The organism is Amycolatopsis sp. WGS_07 (assembly GCF_045278895.1).
GTDB lineage: Bacteria > Actinomycetota > Actinomycetes > Mycobacteriales > Pseudonocardiaceae > Amycolatopsis.
The window spans coordinates 136,562-149,345 of record NZ_CP136053.1 but is presented as its reverse complement, the minus strand read 5'-3'; the positions used below and the strand labels follow the sequence as shown (position 1 = coordinate 149,345).

Genomic DNA, 12,784 nt, shown 5'->3' with positions numbered 1-12,784 from the left:
GCCTCGGGTTACAGTGAGGCCATGTCCACCCCTGCCCGCGTGCGCGCCGACGCCTGCCCTGGGGTTTTCGCGACGCACGACGCGGCGGACGGGCCGCTCGCCAGGGTCCGGCTTCCCGGCGGCGTGGTGACCGCGGATCGGTTGCGGGCCTTGGCAACCTGTGCGGAAGACCTCGGCGACGGCGACGTCCATCTGACCTCGCGCGCGAACGTCCAGCTGCGCGGAGTGCGAAGGCCAGGGCTGGCGGGACGGCTGGCCGAAGCCGGGTTGCTGCCGTCGCCCAGTCACGAACGCGTGCGGAACGTGCTGGCCTCGCCGTTGAGCGGGGTGCGTGGCGGGCTCGCGGACGTCCGGGGGCTTTCCGCGGCGCTGGATCGTGCGCTGTGCGCGCGGCCGGAACTCGCGGAGCTGCCCGGCCGGTTCCTGTTCGGTTTCGACGACGGTCGTGGCGACGTCGCGGGCACGGACGTCTGCTGGCGGGCGACCGGGCCGACGACCGGTGCGGTGCTGCTGGCCGGAGCCGATTCGGGCTGGCGGGTATCGCGGGTCGAAGCGGTGTCTGCGCTGCTTACGGTGGCGGAAACGTTTGCGCGTACGCGAGGTTCGGCGTGGCGGGTCGGGGAACTGGCCGATCCTTCGACGCTGCTGCCGGACGGTCCGCTCGAAGCCCCGCAGGTGATGTCGACGCGGATTGACCCGACGGTCGGCCGGATCCGGCGCGACGACGGCGGCGAGGCAGTGGGGGTCGCGCCCCGGTTCGGTCAGTTGACTGCCGCGCAGTTGCGCACGCTCGCGGACTGCGGCGACGCGGTGGTCACGCCGTGGCGTTCGATGCTGCTGCCCGGCGGCGCGGACGTCGAACGCCTGCACGCGGCGGGGCTTTCGACGGATCCGGCGACGGCGGAGCTTAGCGCGTGCATCGGGGCGCCGGGGTGTGCGAAGTCTCTCGCCGACGTCCGCGCCGACGCGGCGACACTGGTCGCGGATGGGACGCGGGTGCACGTCTCGGGCTGTGCACGCCGCTGCGGGCGGCCGTCCAGGGCCCACCGCGACGTTGTCGCCGAGGACGGCGGCTACCGTGTCGACGGACGCTGGACTCCGGCGTCCGGATTAGCGGATGCGTTGGCGAGAAAGGGACCTTCGTGATCGACTACCTGCGGGACGGGGCCGAGATCTACCGGCACTCGTTCGCCACGATCCGCGAAGAGGCGGACCTGGCGATCCTGCCCGACGACGTCGCGGGCGTCGCGGTCCGGATGATTCACTCCTGCGGCATGGTCGACCTGGTCGACGACCTGCGCTACTCGCTCGACGTGGTCGAAGCGGGCCGCGCCGCGCTGGAGGCGGGCGCGCCGATCCTGTGCGACGCGAAGATGATCGCCAGCGGCATCACGCGCAAACGGCTGCCCGCGTCGAACGACGTCGTGTGCACTTTGGACGATCCGAGCGTGCCGGGGCTCGCCGAACGGCTCGGCACCACGCGGTCGGCCGCCGCGCTGGAGCTGTGGCGCGACCGGCTGCCCGGTTCCGTGGTGGCCATCGGCAACGCGCCGACCGCGTTGTTCCGGTTGCTGGAGCTGCTCGACGAGGGCGTCGGCGCACCGGCCGCGATCATCGGCGTGCCAGTCGGATTCGTCGGCGCAGCGGAGTCCAAAGTGGAATTGGCGAAGCGGGCACCCGCGCCGTACCTGGTCGTACACGGCCGTCGTGGCGGCAGTGCGATGGCCGTCGGTGCCGTGAACGCGATTGCGAGCGCGGTCGAATGACGGGGCGGCTGTACGGCGTCGGGCTGGGCCCCGGCGATCCGGAACTGATGACGGTCAAAGCGGCGCGGCTGATCGGCGAGGCGGACGTCATCGCCTACCACAGCGCGCGGCACGGGCGCAGCATCGCGCGCTCGGTGGCGGAGCCGTATCTGCGCGAGGGGCAGCTGGAAGAGCGGCTGGTCTACCCGGTCACCACCGAGACCACCGACCATCCGGGCGGCTACGAGGGCGCGATCGCCGATTTCTACGAGCTGAGCGCGAAAAAGCTCGCCGAGCATCTCGACGCCGGACGCGACGTGGTGCTGCTGTGCGAGGGCGATCCGTTCTTCTACGGCTCCTACATGTACATGCACGAGCGGCTCGCCGGGCGGTTCGAGGCCGAGGTGGTTCCCGGCGTGACGTCGGTGAGCGCGGCGGCGTCGGTGCTCGGCCGTCCGCTGGTGCAGCGCGACGAAGTGCTCACCGTCTTGCCGGGAACGTTGCCAGCGCCCGAATTGGCGCGGCGGCTGGCGGACACCGAAGCGGCGGCGGTGCTGAAATTGGGCCGCACCTTCGGTTCCGTGCGGGAAGCGCTCGCGGAGGCGGGCAAGCTCGATGACGCCTGGTATATCGAGCGGGCGACCTGGAAGCAGCAGCGGGTCGAGCCGTTCGCGGACGTCGATCCGGAGTCGGTGCCGTATTTCTCCTTGGCATTGCTGCCAAGCCCGGCCTACAAGTCGCGTGTGGAGGGTGAGCCCGCGGTTGCTTCTGCGGCTCCTGCTCCGGCTGAAGGCGGCGAGGTGGTCGTAGTCGGGCTCGGTCCGGCCGGGCCGGAATGGCTGACGCCGGAAGCTTCCGCGGAATTGGCGGCGGCGGACCACATTGTGGGCTACGGGCCGTATGTCGCGCGGGTTCCGCAGCGGGAGGGGCAGCAGCGGCACGCGTCGGGGAACCGGGTCGAGGCGGACCGGGCGGTCGAGGCGTTGCAGCTGGCCGCGACGGGTGCGCGGGTGGCCGTGGTGTCCTCGGGGGACCCGGGCGTGTTCGCGATGGCTTCGGCGGTGCTGGAACAGGTTTCGGCCGGTAACGGTGCTGGCGCGCGGGTCCGGATCGTGCCCGGGGTGACGGCGGCGCAGGCGGCCGCGTCGCGCGTGGGCGCGCCGTTGGGGCACGACTATTGCGTACTGTCCCTTTCGGACCGGTTGAAGCCGTGGGAGATCATCGAACGCCGGCTGGACGCGGCGGGCGCGGCGGATTTGGTGCTGGCGCTGTACAACCCGGCCTCGCGGACTCGGGTGACGCAGCTGGAGAACGCGCGGGAAGTCCTGCTGCGGCACCGGGATCCGGAGACGCCGGTGGTGGTTGCGCGCGACGTCGGGGGACCGGAGGAGGACGTCCGGGTGACCACGCTTGGCGGGCTTGATCCGTCTACTGTGGACATGCGGTGCCTGCTGATCGTGGGTTCGTCGCGGACGGTGGTGGAGGAAGGCCCGGACGGGCGGTCGGTCGTGTGGACGCCGCGGAGTTATTCCTGACCTGCATGGAGCAGCCGTGCCGCCTCGGCGAGGTGGCACGGCTGAGTCTCGTTAGGAGTCAACCGGCTCGCGGCGGGTATTGTCCACTGTGGAGATAAGACCCCGGCGTGTGGCCAAGAGAACGCCGGAACACGTCGATAAACGCGCTGGTCGTGGCGAATCCGCAGCGCTGTGCCACGGACGTCACCGACTGGCCCTCCACCAGTAGGCGCAGTGCGTGGTACAGCCGGAGTTGTGTGCGCCATTGCGGGAACGTCATTCCAGTGTCCGTGCGGAACAGCCGGGTCAGCGTCCGGCCGCTGGCTCCGACGGTGCGGCCCAGCGCTTCGAGGCTGCGCGAGTCGGACGGATCTTCTTCCAGCATCCGGCACACGGCGACCAACCGCGGATCGCGCGCGGCGGGCACCTGCACCGGACGTTCCGGCGCGAGCGTGAGCTGGTCGAACAGCACCGCTCGCATCCGTTGGCCAGCGGGCGTCGCGCGGTCCTCGCCGAGTTCGGTGTACGCGATCAGTAGTTCGCGCAGCAGTGGGGTGACCGCGAGCGCGGTCGGCTCAGTCACCGGCAGAGGGCTCAGCTCCGGCGCAAAACCGAACAGATGCAGCCGGGTGACGCCGTAAGCGCGGTGGGAATGCACGGTGCCCGCCGGAATCCACAGCGCGCGGTGTGCGGGCGTGATCCATCGCGACCGGTCCGTGTGCACGGCCAAGACGCCGCTGCTGGCGTAGACGACCTGGTGCTCGTCGTGCCAGTGCTCGGCGATGCTCGCGGTCGCCGCCAGGTCCCGGGTGTTCGTGGGTGCGGTCGGCAGGTGGCCGGAAATCGACACAAGTCGGCATAATAACGGAATCGCGAAGGGGGCAGCCGGTTTGATCATGACCGGGTGACAACACTCCAAGCTCCAGCCCGCACCGCGCGCTGGCCGATGCCGCTCATGGTCATCGGCCACGCGGTCGACGACCTCTACCAGGGCGCAGTCCCCGCGCTCGTGCCGTTTCTCGTCGCCGAACGGCACTACGGCTACCTCGCCGCGGCCGGGATCACGGTGGCCGCGACGCTGCTGTCCTCGGTGGTCCAGCCGCTGTTCGGGGTGCTGACCGACCGGCGGCCGATGCCGTGGCTGGTGCCGGCCGGGCTGACGGTCGCCGGCGCCGGGATCGGGCTGTCCGGGCTGGCCGATTCCTACGCGCTGACCTGGCTCGCGATCGCGCTGTCCGGGCTCGGCGTCGCCGCGTACCACCCGGAGTCGGCGCGGATCGCCCGCCGGATCGCCGGGCGCGGGCACGTCGGGATGAGCTGGTTTTCCTTGGGCGGCAACGTCGGTTTCGCGCTGGGGCCGATCCTCGTCACCCCGGTGCTGCAGGCGGGCGGTCTCGGCGCGACGCCGTATCTGGTGCTGCCAGCGCTGGTCGCCGGGGTGGTCATCACCGCGCTGTTCCGCCGGATGGGCGACCTGCATTCCGCGGCGCGGCAAAGCGCGCACGCAGGTCGTGACGATTGGCGGCAGTTCGGCTGGCTGACCGTCGTGGTGGTCGGACGCTCCATCGCGGCCTTCTCGCTCAACACCTTCCTCGCCATCTGGGTCACGCAGCGGACCGGCAGCGCGCTCGCCGGGGAAGTGGCGTTGGTGGTGCTGTTCGGAGTCGGTGCGCTGGGCACGCTGCTCGGCGGTGTGCTGGCGGAACGCTGGGGCCGGATTCGGACGGTTTACGTCTCCTATGCGGTGTCGGTGCCAGCGGTGGCCGGGATCGCGCTCGTGCCGGGGTACGGCGTGTTTCTGCCGGTCGCGTTGGCCGCGCTGGCGTTGTACGCGCCGTTCTCACTGCATGTGACGCTGGGGCAGGACTACCTGCCGAACCGCCTTGGCACCGCCAGCGGGGTGACGCTGGGGCTGGCGGTGAGCGTCGGCGGCGTGGTCTCGCCCGCGGTCGGGGCGCTGGCCAACGCGGTCGGGTTGCAGTGGGCGTTGCTGGCGCTGGCGACGCTGCCAGTGATGTCGGTGTACGCGGCGCGGAGGTTGCGGGAGCCGCGGGACTAGCGCGTCGGGTCCTTGCCGTTGGGCTGCGAAGGCCCAGGCCCGGGCGACCACCAGCCCCACACCGTCTTCTCCCCATGCCGCACCGTCGGCGCGATCCCCGTCGTATACGGCTCGATCTGCAGCAACTGCCCCCACGACTGGTACGGCTGGCCGCTCAGATAGCTCGGCACCTCGGGCTCCTTGGCGATCTCCTCGAGCCAGCCGTTCGGGCCGCCGTTGGTGCTGGAGGCCCACTTGGCCTCGTCGCCGAGCTGGCCGGGGGTGATCCGGTAGTCGGGCACCGCGGAGATGCCGTCGTGCGAGGTGACCGGGTTCGCGCACGGATACACGAACGAAGCGGGCCAGTCGATGTACACCGATTTGCCCGCGAGCTTGTCGGTGAGCGTGGTGAAGGTCGGCACGCGCGGCGCGGACGCGGCGATCCAGCCGTCCTCGGTGAGGTCGTCGTCCACCATGACGACGCGCACCGACGTGGTTTCCGGCGGCAGGTCGCGCAGGTTGATCCGGGTGTCGTTCCAGCCGCCGGTGCCCGCGCCGGGCGGGAGCGCGAACTGGCTGCGCAGCACCCGCACGCCCTGCGGGGTGTTCACGCCGTACTCCAGGCTCACCGACGCCGGCCGCCTCGGCTGGCTCGCGGTGGCGACCACGATCTGGCCGTTCTCGGTCCGGTCGGTGAGGGCGTACCAGTCGCTGCGCAGGCGTCCGGCGCGGGTCTGGGTGTCGAGGTAGCTGCTCCACATCGGCACCTGGTCCTTCTTGAACCCGTGCGGCGGCTCGGCCAGCGGATCCTTGTCGTCGACCGGGCTGGTGTGGAAGCCGGTCTGGATCCGGCCGTTGTCCTGGTCCGGGTTCGGCAGCGGGTTCGGCGGGTTCTGCGTCACCGGCTTCTCCGGCACGGTCCGCTGTTCCGGTTGCGCGCGCAGGATGCTCTTGGCCGCGTCGCGCTCCACCATCACGTGGTCGGACAGGTTGCAGCTCTTGCCGAACAGGTGCCCGACGTTCGCCGCGCCGAGGCTGTAGCTGTCGCGCTGGAAGTAGATCGCCGCGCCCATCGTGTAGATCTCGCCCGCCGCGACCAGTCCGCACACCACGACCAGCGACAGCGAACCGAGCCGCAGCGACCGGCTCCGGCCCTCCTGCTGGGTCAGCGCCGGACCGGGCCGGTGCGCCCGGATGTTCTCCACGAACGCGTAGATCCCGGCGATCGCGGCGGCCCCGAGCAGGATCGTCGACAGCGGGATGCCGCCGATCGACGGCGCGACGTTCGTCCACGGCACCCCGATCCGCGAGACGAACCAGTACGTGTTCGGCCCGGTCGCGGCGAGCGCGCCGACCACCAGCAAGACCGCGAGGAACGCGGCGCGGTTGCGGTTGGAGCGCAGCACGGTGGAACTGGTCGCGAGCGCGGTGAGCGCCGCCATCGACGCGCCGACCGCGGCGAACGCGCCGAAGTGGTGAGTCCACTTCGTCGGGGTCAGCGCGAGCAGCAGGAAGAACAACGCGGTGGTGCCGATCAGCCTGCGGCTCGGCCCGAGCGCGGCGCCGGGGATCCGGCCGCGGCGCAGCAGCACGACCAGGCAGGTGACCGTGCAGAGCAGCACGAGCAGCACCGGGAACCGGCGCGGCGCGGAGCCGTCCGGCAGGTTCTCGAACAGCAACTGGTAGCGCGCGAGTTCCTGGAACCACGACAGGTTCGGGCCGACCGCGGTGCGGATGCGGGTGGCTTCCTGGACGGTCGCGAACGTCTGGTCGGCGAACATCACCACGAGGACGAGGAAGCCGGACGCGAGGATCGGCGCGAGCATCGGCAGCCAGCCGCTCGCCGAACGCTGCCGGACCAGCTTGAACAGCGGTTTCCCGGCGACCAGGAACGGGGCGACCGCGATCAGCCCGGTCGGCGTCGCGGCGAGGGTGAACGCGGCGGCGGTGAGGCCGAGGCACAGCGGCAGCAGCCGCCGGGTGACCAGTGCGCGTTCGACCGCGCAGATCGCCAGCAGCGAGCCGAGCGCGGCGACCGGTTCCGGCCGGACGCCGTTGTTGTAGGGCATCCACCAGACCAGGAACACCGCGGCGGCGGCCCATCCGGCCGCGCGGCTGCGCCGGACCTGGGTGCCCAGCCGCGGCATCACCTCGCGGCTGATCAGCAGCCAGCTGATCACGCCGAGCAGGTACGAGGGCAGCCGGATCCACGGCGGCACCGTGCTGACGTGGGTCATCAGCTCGTACAGGTGGTAGAACCAGCCGAACGGGGCCTCCGCGACGCCGAACCAGCGGTGGTAGTTCGTGAGGTATCCGGTGGCCTCGGTGACCCTGGCCATGGTGAGGATGTAGCCGTCGTCCGACGTCACCGGCCCGATGAAGACCCACGCGCCGAGCACGCCGAACACCGTCGCGTCGCGGCCGGTCAGCCGCCACCAGCCGACCGGGGCCCAGCGCGGCGCGCGGCGGGCGAAGCCGGAGTCCATCCGCCACACCGCGATCAGGCAGCCGAGGAACGACAGCGCGGCGAGGATGCCGACGACGAGCTTCAGCGTGGTCGGCGAGGTCTGGTAGCGGGTGTCCGGGACGACCGACACGTGCAGCCCGGCGATCGGGTCGCGCGCGGAGCTGATCGACGAGTAGATGCCGAGCACACGCGGCCGGACGTCGCCGGTGGTGTGGAAGATCGGGGTCTTGCCGACCGAGAGCGTCATCTGGGTCGCGTCCGAGTCGAGCGTGACCGCGCAGCCGTCCTGCGGGAGCGGCTGCTGCGCGATCTGCTGGCCCTGGCTGGACGCGAGCAGCACGCCGTTGTCGATGCGCAGCTGCATGCCGACGCCGTTGGCCGCGTTCTTGCCGGTGCGCCCGTCCGGGACGGTGCCGAACAGCAGCGCCGGGCCGTTCGTGCGCGCGTCGAGCGACCGGATCGTGTCGCACGGCAGCTCGGCCTTCAGGTTCTGTGCCCAGTACCCGGTCAATGGCGCGTTGACGGAACGCGTGTCGGAGGCGGCGGGCCACACGACTTCCGCGGTGTCCTGCACGACCGGCAGGAAGGGATAGGCCAGGGCGCACAGCGCCGAAAGCAACCCCAGCACTACGGCAATCGGACGCATTAGAGGAAATCTATTGGGTCACTCCGAGAGGTTTACGCTGACCCCTCGTCACGCGGGGTGAAGCGCTCGTGGTGTAACGCGCTGGCCAGCGGCGCACGGTTGCGCCAGCCGTGCCGTTCGAGGTCGGGGACCTCGGCGAGATTCGTTACCGGTCCTACACAAAGCCAGGCCACCGGCCGGATGCCCGCGGGGATGCCGAGCAGCTTCGCGAGCGCGGGTTCGCGGTAAAAACTCACCCACCCGACGCCGAGCCCCTCCGCGGTCGCGGCGAGCCACAGGTTCTGGATGGCCAGGCACACCGAGTACAGCCCGGCGTCGGCGATCGCGTGCCGACCGAGCACCGCCGGGGCGCCGCGCTGCGCGTCGTAGGTGACGACGATGCCGAGGCTCGACTCGCGGATGCCCTCGACCTTGATCTTGGCGAACGTCTCCGCGCGCTCGCCCTCCAGCGACGCGGCGAACACGTCGCGCTCCGCGTGCACGTGCCGGGCGAATTCCTCGCGGGTGCCCGGGTCGCGGACCAGCACGAAGTCCCACGGCTGGCTCATCCCGACGCTCGGCGCGGCGTGCGCGGCCTCCAGCACGCGGGTGAGGACGGCGTCGTCGATCGGCTCGCCGGTGAACTCGGCGCGGACGTCGCGGCGGCGGTGCAGGACGTCGTAGAACTGTTCATTCATTGCTGGAGCACCCATTCGACGGCGGCGGTTACGTCCGCGGTTTCGGCGCCCGCCGGTCGCGGCGGGCGGCGCACCACGACCACCGGGAGGCCGAGTTCCCGCGCGGCGGTCAGTTTCGCGGAGGTCATCGCGCCGCCGCTGTCCTTGGTGACCAGCACGTCGATGTCGTGCTCGGTCATCAGCGCGCGTTCGCCGTCGAGGCGGAACGGGCCGCGGTCGAGCACCACTTCGTGCCGGCGCGGCAGCGGCTGGTCCGGCGGGTCGACGCAGCGGATCAGGAACCACAGCGGATCGAGGTCGGCGAACGCGGCCAGGCCCTGGCGGCCGCTGGTGAGGAACGCGCGGGAGCCGAGGCCGGGCAGGAGCGCGGCGGCCTCTTCGAGGTCGGCGGCCCAGTGCCAGCGGTCGGCGTCGGTCGGCTGCCAGCCGGGACGGGCGAGCCGCAGGAGCGGGACGTTCGCTGCCTGTGCGGCATGGAAAGCGTTGGCGCCAATGCGTTCCGCGAACGGATGCGTGGCGTCGACCACTGCCTGGACCCGGTTTTCGCGCAGCCAGGCGGTGAGGCCTTCGACGCCGCCGAATCCGCCGATCCGCACCGCGCCGACTGGCAGACGCGGCCGCGTGACGCGCCCGGCCAGCGAGGAGACCACCTCGACGTCGCGTTCGCGCAGCCGGGCGGCCAGGTCGCGGGCCTCCGCGGTGCCGCCGAGGATCAGGACGGTCATCGCCCGTATCCGACAGCCGTGCGCCACCGGTCGAGGGTGCGCATGTTGGCGAGCGTTTCGGCCCAGGTCAGTTCCGGGCCTTGCCGGTCCGCGACGTGCGCGGCGACGTAATCCGCTTCGCGGGCGTAAACCCCTTGGGTAGCTTCGATTTCGATGACTTCCGGTTCGCCGCCCGACGGAATCAGCTCGATGGTCGAGACGCCCGGCGCGCGCAGCTCGTGGATCCAGGCGGGCTTCGGCACGTACAGCTGACCGGCGGTGCCGTAGATCCGGATGTGGTCGTTCTGTGTGAGCAGGTATCCGCAGGACAGCTGGGCGATGATCTCGCCGGGCAGCCGCAGCAGGCCCATCGCGAACTCGTCGACGCCGCTTTCGGTGAGCCGCGCCATACCGGTGACGCGCGTCGGTTCCACGGCCGGAATCCCGGTCGCGGCCTGCGAAACCAGCCGGGCCAGCGAGGTGCAGTAGCAGCCGACGTCGAGGATTCCGCCGCCGCCGAGCGCGGGATCGCCCAGCCGGGCCGCGTCGTTCTCGTCGGAATCGAAGCTGAACGTGACGTCCACGGCCCGGACCTCGCCGATCGCGCCGCATTCGATCAGCTCGACCAGCCGCCGGGTCTGCGGATGCAGCCGGTACATGAACGCTTCCATGAGGAAAACGTCGTTGCGCCGCGCGGCATCGATGACTTTCTCCGCGTCCGGCGCGGTGAGCGTGAGGGGTTTCTCGCACAGCACGTGCTTGCCCGCTTCGGCGGACCGGATGGCCCATTCCTCGTGCTGCGCGTGCGGAGTGGCGATGTAGACCGCGTCGACGTCCGGGTCGGCGAGGAGTTCTTCGTAGCTGCCGTACGCCTTCGGGATTTCGTACCTGGTCGCGAAATCGCGCGCCCGCTCGGCGGTGCGCGAGGCGACGGCGGCCAGCACGCCGTGGCGGCTTTGCTCGACGCCGGCGGCGAATTCGGCGGCGACGGTCCCGGTGGCCAGCAGGCCCCAGCGCAGTTCGGTCACAACGACTCCGGTTGGCTCGCCCGGTCGCGGGTGCTCGAATACAGGAAACTGTCCGGAAAACCGCCCGCGGAGAGGACCCGGCCGACGAAAATCGTGGCCGCGCGGGTCATTCCGGCGGATCGCGCTTGGCCGGCGATGTCGGCGAGCGTGCCGCGCACCACGGTTTCCCCTGGCTGGCTGGCCAACGCGACGACGGCGGCGGGACAGTCCGCGCCGTAGTGCCCGGCGAGTTCTTCGGTGACGCGCTCGATGTGGTTGATCGCCAGGTGCAGCGCGAGAGTGGTGCCGGTGCGGGCGAAATTCTCCAGCGTTTCGGTGTCCGGCATCGCGGTGGACCTCGCCTGCGCGCGCGTGATCACGAGGCTCTGCCCGATTCCCGGCACAGTGAGTTCCCGGCCGAGCACGGCGGCGGACGCGGCGAACGCCGGGACCCCGGGCACCATCTCGTACGGCACGCCTTCCGGTTCCAGCCGCCGGACCTGCTCGGCGACCGCGCTGTACAGCGAAGGATCTCCCGAACACAGCCGGGCGACGTCGTGGCCGGCTTTGTGCGCGTCGATCAGTTTCTCGGTGATCTGGTCGAGGCTGAGGTTCGCGGTGTCGACGCGTTCGGCGTCCGGCGCGCAATAGGCGAGCAGGTCGGTCGGCGTCATGCTGCCCGGGTACAGGCACACCTGGCAGCGCGCGAGCAGATCACGGCCGCGCACGGTGATCAGGTCGGCCGCGCCCGGCCCGGCACCGATGAAGTAAACGGTCATTTCCAGCTCCACTGCGTGACTGCGCGGGACGGTGTCCAGCCGGTGAATCCGCCGAGCGGTTTCGCGTGCTCGACGGAGATTCGTTGCAGTTCCCCGCCGTACCGGGCGTACGCGGCGGCCAGGATCTGCTCGGCCTCAAGGGTGACACCGTGCGCGACGATGCGGGCGTCGGTTTCGACACAGTGGTCGAGGACGCCGGGCACGGTCAAGCCGCCGCCGATGAACACCGCGTCCGGACGGGGCAGCCCGGTCAGCGCCTCCGGTGCCGGGCCGGTGACCACCTGTAATTCCGGTACGCCAAGGGTATTGGCGTTGCGCTGGATGCGTTCGGCGCGCGCCGGATCGCGTTCGACGGCGATGGCGCGGTTGAGCGGATGCGCGCGGGACCATTCGATGCCGACGCTGCCCGCGCCCGCGCCGACGTCCCACAGGAGTTCGCCCGGGCTGGGCGCGAGGCGGGCGAGGGAGGACGCGCGCAGGTCGCGTTTGGTGAGCTGGCCGTCGTGTTCGAAGGCGTCGTCGGGCAGGCCGGTGAGCGGCAGGCCGGGGCCCTGGCAGAGCACGGCGAAGACGGTCAGCGGGCCGGGGTCGTGGACCCAGCCGTCGGAGATCCGCTCGTCGTCCGCGCCGAGGTTTTCCAAGGCGGTCAGGGCGGAATCGCCGTATCCGCGGGCGGTGAGCAGCTCGCGCAGTTCTGCCGCGGAGCCGCCGAGGACCAGCACTTTCCGGTTGGGCGCGAGCGCTCGGGCGACGCGGTGGACGGCGCGCCCGACGACCGTGACGACCTCGGTTTCCTCGAACGACCAGCCAAGCCGCGCGCGGGCCAGTGTCGCCGAGGAAACCGCGGGGAGGACGTCGAGTGCGTAGCCGCGGTCACGGAGGGTGGTGGCGATGCCGGACAGGAACGGGTCGCCGCTGGCCAGCACGCAGACGCGGCCGGTTTGCCCGGCGAGGATCTCGTCGAGCGCGGGCAGCAGCGGGCTGGGCCAGGGCTGGGTGCGGAGGTCCTCGGGCAAGGACTTCAGCTGCCGTGGCGCGCCGAGCACGACGTCCGCCCGCCGCACGGCGTCACGGGCCGCTGGGGTGAGCCCGGCCCACCCGTCGGCTCCGATCCCGACCACCGTCAGGCGTGATTCTTCGCGCACGATTTCCCACCCTAAGCGAGAGCTTGCCTGTGCGATGATCGGCCGGACGCCGACCCACGAGG

The 12,784-nt window shown here is 71.2% G+C and carries 11 protein-coding genes; 4 read left to right on the top strand and 7 right to left on the bottom strand.

Going from position 1 to position 12,784, the window contains the following annotated elements; genetic code table 11:
- Positions 1-21: 21 nt before the first annotated feature.
- The 3 genes from RPX00_RS00655 to RPX00_RS00645 are packed head-to-tail and all read left to right on the top strand — an operon-like array spanning position 22 to position 3,280.
- Positions 22-1,146 (top strand): precorrin-3B synthase, encoded by a 1,125-nt coding sequence (locus tag RPX00_RS00655; RefSeq protein ID WP_406636391.1) that lies wholly within the window; start codon positions 22-24, stop codon positions 1,144-1,146.
- The gene (locus RPX00_RS00650; protein WP_406636389.1) at positions 1,143-1,766 is read left to right on the top strand and encodes a precorrin-8X methylmutase; all 624 of its coding nucleotides are present in this window, start codon (positions 1,143-1,145) and stop codon (positions 1,764-1,766) included. Before RPX00_RS00655 ends, RPX00_RS00650 begins: the two co-directional genes overlap by 4 nt.
- A complete protein-coding gene (locus RPX00_RS00645; protein WP_406636387.1) occupies positions 1,763-3,280 on the top strand; it encodes a precorrin-2 C(20)-methyltransferase in 1,518 nt (505 codons plus the stop codon). The genes RPX00_RS00650 and RPX00_RS00645 overlap by 4 nt, the downstream gene beginning before the upstream one ends.
- 58 nt (positions 3,281-3,338) lie before the next feature.
- Here the strand turns inward: RPX00_RS00645 and RPX00_RS00640 are convergent, their stop codons facing one another.
- Positions 3,339-4,109, bottom strand: coding sequence for an AraC family transcriptional regulator (locus RPX00_RS00640; protein ID WP_406636385.1), 771 nt, complete (start codon positions 4,107-4,109; stop codon positions 3,339-3,341).
- A gap of 54 nt (positions 4,110-4,163) precedes the next feature.
- On the opposite strand from RPX00_RS00640, the gene RPX00_RS00635 reads away from it, so the two are divergent.
- On the top strand, positions 4,164-5,318 hold the full coding sequence (locus RPX00_RS00635) for an MFS transporter (protein ID WP_406636384.1): 1,155 nt from the start codon (positions 4,164-4,166) through the stop codon (positions 5,316-5,318).
- Here RPX00_RS00635 and RPX00_RS00630 read toward each other — a convergent pair.
- The 6 genes from RPX00_RS00630 to cbiE are packed head-to-tail and all read right to left on the bottom strand — an operon-like array spanning position 5,315 to position 12,722.
- Complete coding sequence (locus RPX00_RS00630; RefSeq protein ID WP_406636382.1) at positions 5,315-8,410, bottom strand: arabinosyltransferase domain-containing protein; 3,096 nt, start codon at positions 8,408-8,410, stop codon at positions 5,315-5,317. The genes RPX00_RS00635 and RPX00_RS00630 overlap by 4 nt on opposite strands.
- A 32-nt stretch (positions 8,411-8,442) precedes the next feature.
- Positions 8,443-9,087, bottom strand: a complete 645-nt coding sequence (gene bluB / locus RPX00_RS00625; protein WP_406636380.1) for a 5,6-dimethylbenzimidazole synthase — start codon at positions 9,085-9,087, stop codon at positions 8,443-8,445.
- Entirely contained in the window at positions 9,084-9,812 is a 729-nt protein-coding gene (locus RPX00_RS00620; RefSeq protein ID WP_406636378.1) for a cobalt-precorrin-6A reductase, read from the bottom strand. Before RPX00_RS00620 ends, bluB begins: the two co-directional genes overlap by 4 nt.
- Positions 9,809-10,819, bottom strand: a complete 1,011-nt coding sequence (locus tag RPX00_RS00615; protein ID WP_406636376.1) for a Gfo/Idh/MocA family protein — start codon at positions 10,817-10,819, stop codon at positions 9,809-9,811. The genes RPX00_RS00620 and RPX00_RS00615 overlap by 4 nt, the downstream gene beginning before the upstream one ends.
- Entirely contained in the window at positions 10,816-11,577 is a 762-nt protein-coding gene (gene cobM, locus RPX00_RS00610) for a precorrin-4 C(11)-methyltransferase (RefSeq protein WP_378306729.1), read from the bottom strand. Before cobM ends, RPX00_RS00615 begins: the two co-directional genes overlap by 4 nt.
- Positions 11,574-12,722: a precorrin-6y C5,15-methyltransferase (decarboxylating) subunit CbiE gene (cbiE, locus tag RPX00_RS00605; RefSeq protein ID WP_406636374.1), complete on the bottom strand. Its 1,149-nt coding sequence runs from the start codon at positions 12,720-12,722 to the stop codon at positions 11,574-11,576. Before cbiE ends, cobM begins: the two co-directional genes overlap by 4 nt.
- Positions 12,723-12,784: the final 62 nt, after the last annotated feature.